The sequence below is a fragment of the Pontimonas sp. genome, assembly GCF_031581085.1.
Classification (GTDB): domain Bacteria; phylum Actinomycetota; class Actinomycetes; order Actinomycetales; family Microbacteriaceae; genus Pontimonas.
In genome coordinates, this window is the sequence record NZ_JAVLBO010000026.1 from 1 (window position 1) to 17,209 (window position 17,209).

A 17,209-nucleotide genomic window follows, 5' to 3' on the forward strand; every position below is an offset into this window, starting at 1 on the left:
CGGGTGATGCTCGGTGGTGCGGGGGCGCTCGTGGTGACCTGGTCTATTGGTGAGCTTCTGGGCACCAGTCTGGCGCTGTAGTCAGGTCCTCCACAGCGCTAATTCGCCCGTGAGGCAGGCCGATGCCCTAGAGTGAAAGGGTCGGCCTTGGGGTTCCGCCCAGCGTATGCATTTGTTTCCCACAGTCCGGTGTGACCCGCAACGTGCGGGCCCGTGTGCGAAACCCGCGCCATTACCCCCAAGAAAGCAGTAATTTCTATGTCGACCCCTGCCCGCACCCCTCGATCGCGTCCCGCGCGACACGGTGTCACCCGAGGCAAAAACGCCTCCAACCCCCGTCGCAATCCCCAGAACAGTCCGCGCAACGCGGCGGGTGACCAACGCCGCCGAGACGACGCAGCCCAACCCTCGGAGGGCACTTCTCGCTCTGAGGGCCAGCGCCGATTTGAAGGCAAAAATCGCGACCAGCGCCCACGTGACAACGAACGCAGCGAGGGGCGCAATAACTCTCGCAACGACCAACGGACGCATCGCCCCGCGCGGGGCGACGAGTCACCACGTCGCGATGATGCTCGCCGCGATGATTCACGTCGCGAGGATTCCCGCCCAGATGACCGTCCCTCAAAGGGCCAATCGTTTCGGGAAGAGTCCGGCAGAAGTGCACGCTACGGCGGCCAACGCTCACACGGTAATCGCTCCGGTGGTCGTCCAGGTGCCCGCCGGGGAGCTCCCGGTCGCGGTCAAGGAAAAAGCCAGTCGGGCTCTCGGCACCAGAAACAAGACGTCGTCCAGGAGCGCTACCAGGGCATTAGCGTCAGTGCCGACACCCACCAGGCAGAGACTTTTGGCGAGTTGGGCATTAACAAAGCCCTCACCACAGTGCTCTCGGGCATGGGAGCCACGAGTCCTTTTCCCATTCAAACGGCGACAATCCCGGAAGCCCTCACCGGTCGCGACATATTGGCCCGCGGTCACACCGGGTCGGGCAAAACGATTGCCTTCGGCGCGGCCCTTGTTGAGCGCTTAGCTCCGGGTGGCAACACGACAAAGAGAAGAGGAGCAGGTCGAGCACCGAGCGCCCTGATTCTGGCACCCACACGGGAACTGGCTCTTCAGATTGATCGCACCGTGCAACCGTTGGCGAGAGCTGCCGGGCTGTTCACCACCCAAATTGTGGGCGGTGTGCCCCAGGGCCGACAGGTCCAAGCGCTGCAACGTGGCGTCGACATCGTGATTGGCACACCCGGGCGGCTGGAGGACCTGATTACTCAGGGTCACTTAAGCCTCGACCAGGTGTGGGTGACCGTCATCGACGAAGCCGACCACATGAGCGAACTGGGCTTTGCCGAACCCGTCGATCGCCTCCTCACTCAAACTCAAGGTGGTGGGCAGAAGCTGTTCTTCTCCGCCACGTTGGATCGGGCTGTCGCCCAACTGGTGGAGAAGTTCCTTGTGGCACCCGCCATCTTCGAACTGCAAACATCCGACGAAGCCTCGGCATCGATTGACCACCACGTCTTCGTTATTGACCAGCGCGACAAGCGCGAAATGGTCCAACGTCTGAGCGCTGGCGATAAGAAAACCTTGGTGTTTACTCGCACGAGGGCCGACGCCAAAAATTTGGCCGAGCACCTCGACGGGCTGGGTATTCCCGCCGTGGCACTCCACGGCGACCTGAGTCAGGGTCAACGCCAACGAAACCTCGGCAAACTCGGCTCCGGGCGTGCCCAGGTGCTCGTTGCCACCGATGTCGCGGCCCGCGGCATTCACGTCGATGACATCGCCTTAGTCATCCACGCCGACCCCGCCGAGGAACACAAAACCTACGTGCACCGCTCGGGCCGTACCGGCCGCGCGGGCGGCACCGGCCGTGTGGTGACCCTCGCGACCAAATCACGCCAACGCGAAGTGGACAGCCTCCTCCACCGCGCGGGTATCGAATGGACTACCACCACCATGGCTCTGGGCGATCGTGCGTTGGCGGACTTCACCGCCGAGTAAACACCCCTCACCACCCGTGGGCCCGCGCTGACCGATCAGAGCGGGCCCACAGCGGGTCTGGGTGCTGCGTCTCCGGTGGCCGGAAACACCACAGCTCCTGTGCCCCTCCGAAGGAGGAGACCAGGAGCTGTGGTGAAGTGGTTGCGGGGGCAGGATTTGAACCTACGACCTCTGGGTTATGAGCCCAGCGAGCTACCGAACTGCTCCACCCCGCGGCGTGTCTCACAGTTTACCACGGGGTGTCGCAGTCGTTAACCGGTCTTACGGGCTCAGTAGCAGCGCGCGTTGGAGAGCTTCGGTCAGTCGCTGGTCGGCTTCGGCAGCCGCCACCAGATCGTTGTCGCGGTACGCGGCATCGCGATCTTGGAGAGCTTGCCGGGCGTCCTCGAGGGCGGCTTCGAGGCTTTCCTCAATGACCGTACCGGGGGCCTCTTCTTCCGTCGCTTCGTCGGCACCCTCTTCGCTTCCGGCATCGGGCTCTGTGGTATCCGGAGCCGGCGTGGGTTCTTGAGCCTCGTCGGTGCCGTCCGCAGTCTCGGCTTCGACCACGGCTTCGACGTCACCGGCTTCCACTCCGGAGTCACCCTCGAAGAGCGCATCGAGAGCTTCATCGAGCGTGTCCTCGAAGGCGAGCCGGTCACCGAAGGCGACCAGCACTTTGCGCAACAGCGGGTATGAGGTTTCACCAGTCGACTGCACGTAGACGGGCTGGACATAGAGAAGACCGCCACCCACCGGCAACGTCAGGAGGTTTCCGGAGATAACCTCCGTTTGACCCTGGCGCAACAGGTTGAGCTGCTGACCGACTTCCGCGTCCGAATCGAACTGGGCTTGAACCTGACCGGGGCCAGGAATCGTCGTCTGCTTCGGCAGGCGCAGCAGCGTGAGCTTGCCGTAGTCCTCGCCCGGGTCGGCGTTTGCCGCCAGGTAACCAAAGATGACGTTCCTGGTTGATTCGCCCACAGCCCGCGGGATGTAGGTCGAGTACAGCGAGAACGCGGGGTCTTCACTGCCCGGTACCTGCATCGTGAGGTAGTAGGGCGGTTGCAGCGTTGGCGCCGCCGGGTTTGAGATCGGGTCGTTCGGGGTGACCCACTCGTCTTCTGACGAGTAGAAGGTGCCCGCATCGGTCACGTGGTAGGCACCCAGGATGCTGCGCTGGATTTTGAACAGATCTGACGGGTAGCGCACGTGCTCCAGCAGCGATTCGGTCATCTCACCCTGATCGCGCAGAGTGTTGGGGAACACGTCCGACCACGCTTGGAGCAGGGGATCTTCGGTGTCCCAGGCATACAGGGTCACTTCACCCGAGTAGGCGTCCACTGTGGCCTTCACCGAGTTGCGCACGTAGTTCACCGTGTCGAAGGCGAGCTGGGGTGCCGGCCGGTACGTATCGGCAATCGCTTCGGAAATCTGAAGCGGAGTCGAATACGGGTAATCGGCGGATGTGGTGAAGCCATCAACAATCCACACCACGCGGCCATCGACAATGGCCGGGTAGGGGTCGTTATCGAGCGTTAAGTAGGGCGCTACTTTCTGCACCCGGTCGCGCGGCGAGCGGTCGTAGAGAATCTGCGATTCGTCGTTGATGGCGTCGGAGAGCAAAATCTGCTCCGACTGGAACTTCAGCGCGTAGAGCAGGCGCCCGAAGGTGGTGCCCACGGATGGGCCGCCGTCTGCCGTGTAGGTGTATGTCTGGTTGTTTGCTTCACCTTCACCACCGGAGGGGAAATCGAGTTCCAACTCCGGCGCACCTTCGGGTGCGCCGACGATGGAGTACTCGGGGGTGGTTTCCCCGAAGTAAATCCGTGGTTGGTACTCACCGAGGTTTCCATCGACCGGAATCCCGGATTCGATGAATTTTGGTTGACCGTCGGTGGTGCGTTGGTTGCCGTAGGCGGCGACCAAGCCGTAACCGTGGGTGTAGACGATGGTGTTGTTGTACCACGACTGTGAACTGAGCCCACCGAGGTTCATCTCACGCACGGCGAGCACCGTGTCGGTGGTCTCGCCGTCGATGTCGTAGCGGCCCACGTCCAGATACTCCGGGAATTGGTAGTACTGGCGGAACTGTTCGAGTTGTGCAAACGAATCGGTCACCAGTGCCGGGTCGATAATTCTGATGTTCGCGGTCGTTTCGGCATCCTGTCGAAGGGCACCCTCGCTGGTCTCCGTCACGGCGTCGTAGGGGATTTCGACGAGGTCGTTCACGCCGTAGGCATCTCTCGTGGCATCGATGTTTCGATCGATAAACGGTGCCTCCAGAGTCCTCGCGCTGGGGTCGACCTGGAAGCGCTGCACGACGAACGGGTAGGCCTGCGCGATCAACAAACTGGAGACCACAAACAGCGCCGTTCCCACAATGGCGGGCCGCCAGCGGCCCACAATGGCCGTCACGAGGAACAACACAGCCACCAGGAGGGCGATGCCGGCCAAAATGGCCCGGGAGGGAATCGTCGCGTTGGCTTCGGCGAAGCCCGCACCAAACGGCAAGAAACCGCCGCTTGGTGACACCAGGGTTTCGTACTGCTGCAGCCAGATTCCCAGGGTCTGCACCACAAAGTAGAGCACACCGAGAGTGGCCAGTTGGATGCGCATGATGCGAGAAATACGCAACTCGCGACCGTCTAAGGAAATCGCCCCGTAGAGGAAACCCGTCGCCGCGGAAGCGATGATCGCGGTGATGAGTACGGCACTGGCAAAACCGATAACCGAGAGGTAGACGGGGAGCTCAAACACGTAGAAGCCGATGTCTTGGCCGAACTCTGGGTCCTGCGTGCCAAAGGGCGCACGGTTCATCCACAGCAAAAATTGCGGCCAACTACTCCCCGCGGCCAAGCCCGCGAACACACCGAGCAGAGCCGGGACACCGAGCATCGCCAGGCGACGGAGGGGATCAATGAGCTGGCGGTAGCGATCGAGCTCGTTCGATAACCGCGCATAAACCGGTCGGAAGCGGTAGGCCAAATCGATGGCGATTCCCACCGGGATGGCCATCGCCAGGAAACCCACGACAAACATGGCGGCGGTCGCAAACCATTGGGTGAGCAGAACATCAACGAAGCCCAGCTGGTCAAACCACAGCACTTCGGTGTAGAGCGACGCGAAAATGAAGAAGGCCACCACCAGAGCCGCGAGGACACCGATTGTCACCCCCAGGCTCAGACGCGAACGATTTTGGGTGGCGCCGGTAGTTTCAGACACGCAAAGACTCCTTGGGGATAAACGGCCATGCGTAGTCTACAAAGATTGGCCTTCGCCGTGCTGAGACTTCCCTGGGCCGACCCGCGTGAGACCAAGCCCTCGTCGAACCAGGCCCGGTTCGAACCAAGCCCTCGTCGAACCAGGCCCTCGTCGAACCGGCCGACTGTGCGACGCAGGCCACCATCTCCCCGACGGTTAGTCGCAGCGGGGCAGCTCCTGGTCGGACATGGCCAACTCGAGTGCATCCACCGCGTCGGAGAGGGTATCGACGGGAATCACGGTGACGCCCTCCGGCGAGACGCCTGCCACATCGCCGCAGTTTTCTCGAGGCACCAGAAACCATTCCGCCCCCGCGTCAGCGGCACCGAAGACTTTGTGCCGGATGCCTCCCACAGGTCCCACGTCACCGTTGGCGGCGATGGTGCCCGAGCCCGCGACCCGCAAACTGCCGGCAATTTGCTCCTGGGTGAGCTTCTCGACCAGACCCAAGGCGAACAACAAACCGGCGCTCGGACCTCCCACACTGCCCAATTCAATGTCTACTTGGAGGGGAAAGTCGTAGCGGCCGGCGACTAAAACCCCAATCACCGGGATGGGTGCCTGTCCCTCAGACATCCGCGGAATCACCTCCACACTCCTGATTTCGCCCGATCGCAACACCTCGAGGCTGATGGGCGACTGCACGCCGTTGTCGCTGATGAGCTCGCGCAGGGCCGTGACATCGCCCACCCGTTGGCCGGCCGCGCGGACAATCAGGTCGCCTTCTTGAAGCACCCCCTCGCTCGGCCCACCCTGAACAGCCTGGGCCACTTCGAGGGAGCTCTCAAAGTCGATGTCGAGGTGGGACAGGGCGGCAGCGATTGCTTCCTGCTGCGAATTTTCCATGTCGATGCGGGCGGCTTCCCGGTTATCCTCGACGGAAATCCCCGGGGGAAACGCTTCGTCGACGGGCGTCACGCTGCGCTCTGGCGCAAACCACGCCTGCACGACTTCCACCCACGAGGGCAAGGCGTTCGGGTTGCCCACCCGGGTGACTGTGGTGACGCGCAGTTGTGCGCGCTCAGGGTATTCGGGTTGATCCACGAGTCTGATGAGGGGCACTTCTTCGTCGTCCACACTCACCACACCGAGGGTGTCGTAGGTGGGGCCGGGTCGGTCGATGACGTAGGGAGCGGGCAGCAGGGTGAGCACGATGGCAATCACGAAGGTGCCGGCGAGAAGAGCCCAACCCGCTCGCCTCGACCCCTCCCGCAGGAGCGGTCTGGGGTCTTGCTCGGAAAAAATACTCACTGGCCCTCCCTCAACGAGCGCCACGCCAGTGTAGTGACCTCGTTGTCAGCCCGAGCTGTCCGTGAGGTCTGCCCCAGCGCGCACGCACGCTCCGGGCGAACGGCCCAGCGCATTCATCAGCCCTGCGGGTACCGTAGAGGTATGGCAGGAGAGGACGACCGCGAGGACTCACCGCAGGATCCCCAGGAGTGGATCCGCGATGCGGTGCGTCGGATGTTTGACGGCGACCAAGGATTTGATCCGGAAGAGCTCGCTCGCGCAGCCGGTTTCACCGGCGACGCGAGTCAACTCCAAAGCATGGTCGAACAGTTTGCGAGCGGTCTCACCGGCGCCATGAACAACTCGGAGCAGACGGCGAGAAACCACGCCGTGAAGGTGGCAGCCGAGGGCTCAAAAAGCATCGACCCGGTCCGGGCGGAGACCCTGTCTGGTCTGCTGGGCACGGCCGCACTGTGGCTTAACGACGTCACCGACATGGCGGAGCCCGGTGGCCGCCCGCTACTGATGACCCGCCAGGACTGGTCTCGCGCGACGCTGCCGGTGTGGCAAGAAATGGCCGAACCGGTCTCCGAAGCGCTCGCTCGTGCCATCGCTCAGCTCATTGAAGAACAAGCGCCCGAAGAGGTTAAAGGAGTGCTCGGGGGCTCGCCCGTACTCACCACGATGACCACCAGCCTGTTTCGACTGCAACTCGCCCAAGTCGTGGGCGGTCTCGCCCGGGAAGTTCTCTCCGCGGGGGACATCGGTATTCCCCTGATGCAGGCCAGCGACGAACACGACGTTCGGGCGGGGCTCGTCGCGCAAAACATTGACGAATTCGCCGAAGGCCTCAGCGTGGGCGCCGAAGAAGTCGACCTGTATGTGGCAATCCGTGAACTCGCCCACCAAAGGCTGTTTCGGCATGCCCGCTGGTTGCGCCTGCACGTGATGAGCCTGGTGGGCGACTTCGCCCGCGGAATACAGATCGACGGCGACAAACTGATGGACTTTGCCGAATCGATCAACCCGAGCAATCCAGAAGAGATTTCTCGAATACTCTCCAGCGGTGCGCTGCTGCCCGAGCGCACTGAAGCTCAAGACCGAGCGCTGGTGCGCCTCGAGACCATGTTGGCTCTGATCGAAGGGTGGGTTGACCACGTCACCCGCAGTGCGTCTTCGCGTCTGCCCAATGCGGACAAAATCGCTGAAGCCATCCGTCGACGCCGTGCAACCGGCGGCCCCGCCGAACACGCTTTCAAAACCCTGGTCGGCCTGGAACTTCGCCCGCGCCGCCTGCGCGAAGCCTCCGCGATGTGGGACGCGCTTCTCGAGCGCGACGGTCAAGAAGGACGCGACGAGCTCTGGGGCCACCCCGATCGCCTGCCCACCGAAGACGACTTGGACTCCCCCGAATCATTTCTCAACCGCAACGCACAGCCAGAAACCGATTCCGATGTTGACCGCTTCTTGGAGGAGCTCTTCAACGACCCTGCCGCCAGTGCCGAGGCACCCCGCGAGGACGCTCCCGGTGACCTCCCCCCAAGCGATGAGAACACCAACGAGAAATTGTCTGACTCTTCCCCGCCTGTAGAGGATGACCCCGGGGCAGACGGCCCTGACGACGGGGACACCCCGCCCGCGAAATAGGCCGACTCTCGTTCTCCGAGGGGCCCTGGGGATAGTTTGCCTGCGGCTGTGGCCCAACCGGGCACTGTGTGGGGATGAGCCAGCGGGTATATCGACTCCACAGCAACAGACCGTTGCTGTGGCACACACCCAACGACCTGCAAGTGGGCCTCGACATCCCCCACACCCTGGTCCACAACATCGACGATGATGCCTCCCCCATCCTGCACGCCCTCCAAAGCGGCGTGAGCGAAGGGGGCCTTCGGCTGTTGCAACACCAAACGGGCCTGGCCGAAGCTGCCGTCCAGGCTCTGCTCGGTCAGCTTGCTCCCGCCTGCGAACCAGACCCTGAGCCACCGCGCCGAGCGGTGCACCTGGTCGGCGCATCCAATGCGCTCCCGGTGATGGCGGGAGTGCTGGGTGCGATGGGGGTCCAGGTGATGCACTGCGCCGATGTGCACGACCTACCCGAGGCGACAGCCGAAGGGGTCATTCTCGTCGCCGACTATGTGGCACACCCCGACTGGGTGGGTGTGCTCAGCCAAACGGACATCCCACACACCCCGGTCATCTTTTCCGACCTGACGGTGCAGGTGGGCCCGCGTATTCAGCCGGGATACTCCCCGTGCCTGTCCTGCGTGGATTCGCACAAACGCCTGGCGAACCCCCACTGGTCGACGATGCAGTCCCAACTGTGGGGGAAGGCAGCCCCCCAAGCCACACCGGAGGGCGGCGGTGTCGCCGCCGCCCTGGTCTGCCTCATCCACGGCCTACTCGGAGCACTCCCGAACTCTCTTGGGTTGGCCGAACCGGGGCGTGTTCTGGAGTGGCGGCCCCAGGACGGAACACTCGCTGGCAACACGGTGGAGTTTGATCCCTCCTGTGCGTGCCGAGGGTTATGAGCCTGGCGCGGGGCTCAGTGACTCTCTGGGGCAATACCGAGTGGTCGGAGGAATCGACTGATTTGTCGCTCAGCGCCACCGTGGCTTCGGTTTCGCTTGGCCCAACTGAGCACCAGTTGCTCTTTGGCTCGGGTAATGGCCACGTAGAACAACCGCTGCTCTTCGGCAACAGCGTCCGCGGTGTCCGCGTAGGAGATGGGGAATTGCCCCTCCGAGAGGCCCACAACGCACACCACGGGCCACTCTTGTCCTTTGGCCGCGTGCACCGTCGCCAGAGTGACCGACTGCATCGTGGGTTCATCGTGGGCTTGGGCCCGGCGCACCAGCTCTTCCGAGAATTCCTGCAGTGTGCGCCCCTCGCCAAAGTTTTCGGCCAAATCCCGCAGAGCCTGCAGGTCTTCCCATGCGGAGCGCGTCGCACCGCCGTGCTCGGGTTCGTCGCTGGTGAGGCCCAAGCCAAACAGAATGTCGGCCACCACCTGGTGGACTAACCCGGGCGTGTGGGCAACGGCGGCGCCGCGAATTTCCATGACGGCGCGTTTCACGTGGGGTTGATCGAAAAATCGGGTCCCGCCCTGGCTTCGCACCGAAACCCCGGCGGCGCGAAGTGCTCCGTCGGTGAGCAGCGCCTGGGCGCTAAAGCGGTGGAGCACGGCGATATCCGAGGGCTGGTAGCCGGCTTCGAGAAACTGGCCGATTCGAGTGGCCACCCAACTCGCCTCATCCTGATCGGTCGCGTGCGAGGCGTAAATCAGGGGCGAGGTTGCGGGCGTATGGGCCCGCAACTCCACCGCTCCGGGCTGGCCGTGAATGCTCAGGTTCGCCGCTGTGATGATGTCTTGACTGGAGCGGTAATTGTCGTCGAGGGTGATGACCCTGGCATCGGGGTAGGCCTCACCGAAGCGGACCAGGTAGTCGCTGGTGGCCCCGGCGAAGGTGTAAATCGTTTGGCTGGCATCGCCCACCACACAGATATCACCGCTTCCTCCCAGCCATAGGTCGACCAGGCGCTGCTGGATGGGTGAGACGTCTTGGTACTCGTCGACGACGAGGTGGCGATAGGTGGCTCGCACTCGCTCGGCGACCGCTGGCTCACTCTCCAACATCCCGACAGTAGCGAGAAGGACATCCTCAAAGTCCATCCGGCGACGTTCGTCTTTGACTTTCTCGTAGCCCTCCATCACCGCCTGCATGGCCTGGGCGCTCACTCCCGGGGGCAGTGTGCGCACGCCCGCGTCGACCTGGTGAAAATACTCCTCGACGGTGAAGCCTTTGACCTTCCGCCATTCGATTTCACTGGCCAAATCGCGCAACACCGCCTGGTCGACCTCAATCTGGAGTGTGTCCAGCACGTGGGCGATGACGCCGGCTTTACTGGTCACCACTTCGGGGAGGAACCCGTCGGTGAGTTTGGGCCAAAAGTGCTGCAACTGTCGAAGCGCTGCCGAGTGAAACGTGCGACTGGACACCCTCTCCACCCCGAGACCTCGCACCCTGGTGGCCATCTCCTGGGCCGCTTTTTGGGTAAAGGTGAGGGCGAGCACCTGGTCGGCCTGATAGCGGCCACTGTGAATGCCGTAGGCAATGCGGTGGGTGATCGCCCGGGTCTTACCCGTTCCCGCTCCGGCCATGACACACACGGGGGCATCGAAGGTTGTCGCGACCAACCGTTGGCGCTCGTTGAGCGAATCGAGTAGCGCGTGGGTCACCAGTGACTCTCCGGGAGCGCCTCGCCGAACCAGTCTTCGATCATCGCTCGGGCAATCGACGTGGGACCGGGCAGGACGACCTGGTCGAGTGAGTCGAAAAGCTCCTGGCGACTAAACCAGCGCAGGTCGATAATTTCGGTGCCATCGGGCTGGAGCGGACCGGTGGCCTCATGGTCCAACTCGGCGGTAAAGCCGACCATCAGGGAGGCGGGAAACGGCCAGGGTTGGCTGCCCACATAGCGTGGGTTTTTCACGCTGAGGCCGGACTCTTCGAAGACTTCCCGAGCGACGGCTGCTTCGAGAGACTCCCCCGGTTCCACAAAACCCGCCAGAAGCGAGTAACGCTGTGCTTCCCACAGCGCATTACTGCCCAACACGATGCGGTCATCGCCGTCGGTAATCAAGACGATGATGGCCGCGTCGGTGCGGGGAAACACCGTCTTCCCGCTGTCGTGGTCGACTAAGACCCAGCCCGCATCATCGACTAACAGCCTTTTTCCGGTCGCGGGGGAAAACCGGTGGGCAGAGTGCCAATTGGCGAGCGCGAGTGCTTCCACCAGGACTCCTGCGTCTCGATCACCCAGGGCGTGTCCGCTTGTGCGGCCACTGACCCACAGGCTGGTGTCGGGTTCGACCTGCCGGGCCTGGTCGTCCTGGTAGAGCGCGGCGAGGACCGCGGTGCCTGCGGGGAGCTCGTCGTCGCCGGCAACGCTCTTGCCCAAATAGACCACGGTGTCGGGCCTGGGCAGAGATGCGGGACTTCGATAATCCAGTCGCAGGGTCTCCGAGCGCTCGACCAACACTTCACCCCGCCAGGACGACACGACTTTGGTCCGGGGGTCTTCCCAGAGTCGATCGATGAGCCCGGGGATCGATCGTGAGGCGGCATCGCGGTCCAGAGTGGCCCTCGATAGCGCCAGGCGCGGTGTCAGTGACATAAACCCCCAAACAACAGTGTGGCTCCCGAGGCCCTCCGGTGCGCTGGCCGCCCGGCTGAGCGCCCCTGCCCCGGTGTGGCAACGGTATCCGACCCGCCACCGCGCTTACTCTGGGGGCATGAGCCACCTGTCTCTCATGCTAGCGGCGCAGGCCTCCGCGGCGGTTCCCGGGCTCACACTGGTGAGCACAACGGACATGTCCGATGGCGACAAAGATGCCGCTTTTGCGACCGACACCGATTCCCGCGCGTGGTTGGTGGAACTTCCCCGCACCGATAGTGAAGAGCTCAACGCCCGCGAGCGCATCGAAGCGCTGCGCGCCATCGGTGAGGGTTTGCGCTCCCGAGTCGGTTTTGCGCTGCCGCGCATTCACGGCGAAATCAACGTCCGCGGGAAAACGCTCACCGTCGCCGAATGGCTCCCGGGTTTTCGCATCCCCACCGCGCAGGTCACGCCTGCGCTCGCCGGGTCGATTGCCGAAGCGATGGCGACAATTCACAGCATTCCCTCCAGCGCTCTCTACGACCAGGGCCGCCCCATTCACAGCGCCAACGATGCCCAGCGCACGGCGGTGGGCATCGTCGATCGCGCCGCGCAGACCACGCTGTTGCCCCAGTCGTTGCTGAGGCGCTGGGAGGCCGCCTATGAAGACCCCGAGTTGTGGCAGTTTGAGCCGACCATCATTCACGGTGGCCTGCGCGTGGATTCGTTCTTGGTGGAGGGCGACCGGGTGACCGCGATGACCGGGTGGCGCGCCCTGCAGGTGGGTGACCCGGCGCGGGATGTCGCGTGGGTGACAGCGCCGACGGCAAAGGCCCTGCAGGCGGGGGTAGAAAACGCGTACCGCGGCCACAGAGCCAGCGCCGATCGGCGCATTTTTCAGCGCGCGCGGTTTTGGGCGGAGCTCGATATCGCCCGTTGGCTCCTCCACGGCATGGACCACGGCGACGAGGAGGTCACGCGCAAAGCAACCGCACAAATCAATGAACTCCACGACCGGGTCGGAGGCGACATGGATTCGGCCTTGACGGAGCCACTCACTCAGACCCCACACCCTCTGGCTCCGCCCAAGGACTCCACCGAGTAGTCTCGGTCGCTGTGGACTGGCTGATTTCGGGGTTGTACCGAATCCTCTATTCCGCCCTTCGCACCCCGGTGCTGGGGTGGCTGGGGTCGTGGCGCTTCTCCGCTCTGCAAATCAGCACCTCACCGGGTCAGGGCTCAGAAGAATCTGGCGAGTTTTTTCCCGCCTCCCAGGCTGTGGTGTCCAGGTCTCAAATCCTCGGGGAGGATCTGATCACCCCCGAACCAGAAGTGTTCCCGGCGGTGACCTGGTCGCGGTGGTCGGGCGCGAGCGTGTCGAATAATCGTTTTTTTGGTTTTCTCCTCCACGGTGACCAGTTCATGATTCAACCGCGTCGAACCGAGGGGCCGTGGCGACTGAGCTACCGGAAAAACCGCGTGGTGTGGAATTCTGGTGATCGCGTGCTGGTCGATAGGCGCCGCGGGTACCAAATGCACGTCGAGCAGGCCATTTTTCTGGGCGGCCGGGATTTCACGAACTGGTACCACTGGCTCATTGACGCTCTGCCCCAGCTCCACCTGGCCAATTCCCTGCCCGAGCACCTGCGCGACTACCCGGTGATCATTCCGGAGCAAATTTTTCGCTACCCGACCATGCTGGACGCCCTCGAGCTGTTTAAGGGCTCCCGCGACATGATCGTGATGCCCGAATGGGCCCTTCTGGAGGCCGATTCGTTGGTCTGGATTGACCCGTTGGAGCTCAGCAACCTGCCCAAACACGAGGGACCAAGCGATCTCGACCCTCGAATCCACCTGCTCCACCGCGAGGGGATGGAGAGCTACCGCGATGTCTACCTGAGAGCCTTCGCCCCACGGGAGGTCACGCCACACCGCAAGATCTTTCTCGCCCGGGACACGGCCCGCCGCTCCTACAACCAAGATGACGCCTTAGCTGTCGCGAAAGAGTTTGGCTTCGAGGCCTGCTACCCCGAAAAACTCACCCTGGAAGAACAGGTGCAACTCTTTCGCGAAGCCAAATACGTGATGGGACCGTCTGGGGCGGGCTTCGCCGGTCTCCTTTTTTGCCAGCCGGGAACCAGTGCCCTGTGCTGGCAGGACACCCGCATTCGCGCCATGACGATCCTGCCGGACCTGGCCACACTCAACCATTCCGAGTACTGGCACATTTTCTACACCTCGGACGAAACCGGCGGGCTGTTCAAAAGCAATTACACCCTCGACCCGGAATGGCTACGCGCGAGCCTTCACACCTGGCTCGACTAATCCTCCGAAGTCGTGTCATGCGCCGTGGCCTGAGCGGCCGTGGTCTGACCGGCTGGCACCGCTTTCGCTGTATCGATCAGCGCCTCTAGTTCCTCCCGACCGGCTAATCGCTCCGGGGTGATCACCTGCTCGCTTTGGGAAAACCAAAAGACCGCGTCGACCGTGTCGATTTCAACCCCTGCCCATTCGGCCCAGGCGAGGCGGTAAAGGGCCAATTGGAGTGCTTTGCGCTCAATTTCTGCCGGGTCCTGCGGGGTTCGACCCGTTTTCCAGTCGACAATCTGGATTCGGTCCCCGCGGTCAAACACGGCATCAATTTTGCAAATGACCAGGTGGCCAGCCAGCGGAAGGTGAATTTCTCGCTCCAGGGCGATCGGGGTTAAGGCAGCAAACTCGCTGCGCTCAAAACTCTCCCGCCAGGTCTGCACGTCGAGATCGGTCTCGAGCCCCGTGTCGTGGTCGATATCGATATCGCCCAAGACCCGGTTTCCACTGGCCGAGTGAAAATACGATTCGACCCAGGCGTGAAAATCGTTGCCTCGCTGCTGGGCGAGACCCGTCGTCGGGGGGCGCGGTTGAATGCGAGAGCGCAGCATGACCTCGGGTTCATACACCCAACGGTCAAACTGCGAGGCGGGAATGCGCACCGGCCACGAGCCCTCGGCCGGGGCGAGCCGGCGCTGCTCGTTCGCCAACACCGCGTCGAGCTGTTCCACCAAAGCCGCATCGACCTGTTCGACCCCCTGCTCAGTAGCCGGCTCACTAGCCCGCTCGATCGCCGCCGATACGGCCGCTGCCGCCTGTTCGATGGCGTCGCGGCGGGAGCCCAACGGGTCAGCCGGCCAGCTGATGAGATCCTCCTCGGCCGACTCCAACGGGTTGTCACTGCTCGGCGAGAGCGGCAGCGGGTCAATGCAGTGGGCGGCTTCCAGCTCGACCAGAAACGGCGAGGGCGACTGTGCCGACGCCTTCGTCGAATAGAAACTTCCCGCCAGTAACAGTTGGGCCCTCGCGCGGGTCATGGCCACATAGGCCAACCGGCGCTCTTCGCGTTCGTGATGGGCGCGAATATCGTCGCTAAAGCCCTCGATGCGATCCAGCAGGTCCTTTCTCGATTCCGCGCTCCGCCAATCAAAGTGGGGCAAGAACTCGCTGTCACCCCGGAAGGGATAGGGCAACACTCCCTGGCGCAACCACCCCTTAAACCCTTCGTTGGGTGTGCCGGGCAGTTCACCCTCGACCAACTGGCCCACCGCGACGAGGTCCCATTCGAGTCCCTTCGCCCCGTGAATGGTGAGAATTTGCACACAGCCGGGCTCCGGCGGTGCCGACTGGGGTTGCAAACTATCGCGCCACTCGGCCTGTTCCAACCAGTCGAGAAAACCCTTCGCGCCCGCCTCATCGGCGAAAGCCTGGTACTGCGAAATCGCGGCAAAAAACGCTTCGCGTGAATTGCGGTAGCTCTCGCGGTGCGGGTGGGCGAGCCATTCAATATCGACACCCGTCGCCCGTTCCCAGTGGACGACCTGGTCGGCAATGCTCTCGTGGCTTAAGCGGCGTTGACGGGCAATCAGTGCGGCCGCCTCGAGCAACTGGGTCCGTGCGTCTGCTGAAAACGCCTCCCAGTGGCTGTGCTCGGGTGGCTTCTGAGCGAGATACTCCAGCGCATCCAGCAGCGACGCGCTGGGCTGGCCCAGTGCTTGCTCGCGCAGAGCCTGATCGAGGGATTCGTCGAGACGCCCTCCCGCACTGTCTCGAAGACCCAACCATCGAGCGCGCTCGGCGAGCGCGAAAAGGTCACTCGCGCCCAGTCGAAACCGCCCCGAAGTGAGCAGTCGCACCAGCTCGCCGTTGGCAAAAGGTCGGTGCACGATCGCCAAGCCGGCGACCAGGTCTGCCACCAGTGGGTCCCCCAACAGGCCACCGATTCCCAAAATGTGCACGGGGATTCCCCGTCGCTCCAGCGCCCTGGCGTAGACGTGCTGGTGCTTTCGCTCGCGAAGCAGCAGCGCCGCGCTGGGGGCCTCTGGCGCAGGGGTACTACCGGGCGCGCTGGGTGCGCCCTCCGCCGGGTCTGGCCCACCACTTAAGCGCTTCGCAAACCACTGGGCGACCGCCTCTGCTTCGTCGTCGAGAGTGTCGGGGTAGTGCACATCCACCGAGCCCTCGGCGGCGTGGGGTGCGGGAGATAACTCGCCCAGTTGTAGGTCGTCTGTGCGAAGCGGCGCACAGAGCGCGTTAGCCGCCGCCAGCACTCGGCTGGGGTTTCGCCAACTGGTTTGGAGCCCGAAGGTGCGGGCGGGCCACTGGTGGGCGAACTCGCGGGGGAAATCATCCAAGTTGGCAGCACTCGCCCCCCGCCAGCCGTAGATGGCCTGCAGGGGATCGCCCACACTCATTACCGGGTGATCGGCAAAGAGTGTCTTCAGCAGCGTGGTTTGCAACACGCTGGTGTCTTGATACTCATCGAGTAGCACGACAGCGTGTCGGGATCGAAGCCCCTGGACGACTTCCGGTGCGGAGCGTGCGACCTCTAAGCCGAGGCGCACCTGATCGGAATATTCGACGATTCCCCGGGCATATTTGGCCGTCCGAAATTCTTCGACGAGGTCGATCAGGACCGGCAGAAGCGAAATATTGTCGGCGGTGCGATCAACACCCGGGTAGCCACCTCGACCCCCCGCGGGAAGCTCCCGAACGCTTTGGAACGATTCGGCGTAGTCGCGCAGTGCCTCGGTGTCGACGGCGTTTTCGGAGAGGGCCTGGGACAACTGCCAGGTGAGCGAGGTCAACTGATCGAGCGACATCTGAAGATCGGGTAGTGCTTCGTGGCGGGAGTGTGCCACGGTGCGTTTCGCGAGCGCCCAGGCAGCCGCCGCACCCGCCACGTCCTGGTCACCATCGATTCCCAAATACACGGCGTAGTCCTGAAACAGCCTCGAGGCAAACGCGTTGTAGGTGGAGACCTGGGGCATCGCAAAGACATCGATGGTCTCACCCCCGCCGCTCTGGGGTAACTGACGGATACGCGAGGTAATCCGACCGCCGAGCTCCGAGGCGGCTTTCCTGGTGAAGGTGAGGCCCAGAATCTGTTGCGGGCTGACCATGTCGTTTGCGACCAACCACACCACACGCAGGGCCATCGTCTCGGTTTTGCCCGATCCGGCCCCAGCCACCACCCGGTACACCCCTTCGAGAGGGGCCTCGATAATGGCTTTTTGTTCGGCTGTGGGCGGGTGAATCCCCAGGACTC

10 protein-coding genes and 1 tRNA gene are annotated in these 17,209 nt (G+C 63.3%); 5 read left to right on the forward strand and 6 right to left on the reverse strand.

Annotated elements, in window-relative coordinates; genetic code table 11:
- The first annotated feature begins 258 nt into the window (after nt 1-258).
- The gene (locus RI518_RS06825; protein ID WP_310671649.1) at nt 259-2,001 is read left to right on the forward strand and encodes a DEAD/DEAH box helicase; all 1,743 of its coding nucleotides are present in this window, start codon (nt 259-261) and stop codon (nt 1,999-2,001) included.
- 138 nt (nt 2,002-2,139) lie between these two features.
- Here RI518_RS06825 and RI518_RS06830 read toward each other — a convergent pair.
- The 3 genes from RI518_RS06830 to RI518_RS06840 all read right to left on the reverse strand — a co-directional run bounded on the left by RI518_RS06830 (nt 2,140) and on the right by RI518_RS06840 (nt 6,495).
- A tRNA-Met gene (locus tag RI518_RS06830) sits at nt 2,140-2,216 on the reverse strand.
- Between the two features lie 46 nt (nt 2,217-2,262).
- The gene (locus RI518_RS06835) at nt 2,263-5,205 is read right to left on the reverse strand and encodes a UPF0182 family protein (RefSeq protein ID WP_310689681.1); all 2,943 of its coding nucleotides are present in this window, start codon (nt 5,203-5,205) and stop codon (nt 2,263-2,265) included.
- 195 nt (nt 5,206-5,400) lie between these two features.
- Nucleotides 5,401-6,495: a S16 family serine protease gene (locus RI518_RS06840; RefSeq protein WP_310671646.1), complete on the reverse strand. Its 1,095-nt coding sequence runs from the start codon at nt 6,493-6,495 to the stop codon at nt 5,401-5,403.
- Nucleotides 6,496-6,636: 141 nt separating this feature from the next.
- Between RI518_RS06840 and RI518_RS06845 the strand changes: the two genes are divergently transcribed.
- Complete coding sequence (locus RI518_RS06845; RefSeq protein ID WP_310671645.1) at nt 6,637-8,121, forward strand: zinc-dependent metalloprotease; 1,485 nt, start codon at nt 6,637-6,639, stop codon at nt 8,119-8,121.
- Between the two features lie 74 nt (nt 8,122-8,195).
- The gene (locus RI518_RS06850; protein ID WP_310671644.1) at nt 8,196-9,002 is read left to right on the forward strand and encodes a hypothetical protein; all 807 of its coding nucleotides are present in this window, start codon (nt 8,196-8,198) and stop codon (nt 9,000-9,002) included.
- A gap of 14 nt (nt 9,003-9,016) precedes the next feature.
- Here the strand turns inward: RI518_RS06850 and RI518_RS06855 are convergent, their stop codons facing one another.
- Nucleotides 9,017-10,711 carry an ATP-dependent helicase gene (locus tag RI518_RS06855; RefSeq protein ID WP_310689682.1) on the reverse strand — a complete coding sequence of 565 codons (1,695 nt, stop codon included), beginning with the start codon at nt 10,709-10,711 and terminating at the stop codon, nt 9,017-9,019.
- A complete protein-coding gene (gene nudC, locus RI518_RS06860) occupies nt 10,708-11,649 on the reverse strand; it encodes an NAD(+) diphosphatase (protein WP_310671642.1) in 942 nt (313 codons plus the stop codon). The genes RI518_RS06855 and nudC overlap by 4 nt, the downstream gene beginning before the upstream one ends.
- A gap of 118 nt (nt 11,650-11,767) precedes the next feature.
- Between nudC and RI518_RS06865 the strand changes: the two genes are divergently transcribed.
- Nucleotides 11,768-12,736, forward strand: coding sequence for a phosphotransferase (locus RI518_RS06865; RefSeq protein WP_310671641.1), 969 nt, complete (start codon nt 11,768-11,770; stop codon nt 12,734-12,736).
- Between the two features lie 11 nt (nt 12,737-12,747).
- Entirely contained in the window at nt 12,748-13,956 is a 1,209-nt protein-coding gene (locus RI518_RS06870; RefSeq protein ID WP_310689683.1) for a glycosyltransferase family 61 protein, read from the forward strand.
- Here RI518_RS06870 and RI518_RS06875 read toward each other — a convergent pair.
- A partial coding sequence (locus RI518_RS06875) for an ATP-dependent DNA helicase (RefSeq protein WP_310689684.1) occupies nt 13,953-17,209 on the reverse strand: 3,257 nt, incomplete at its 5' end. The genes RI518_RS06870 and RI518_RS06875 overlap by 4 nt on opposite strands.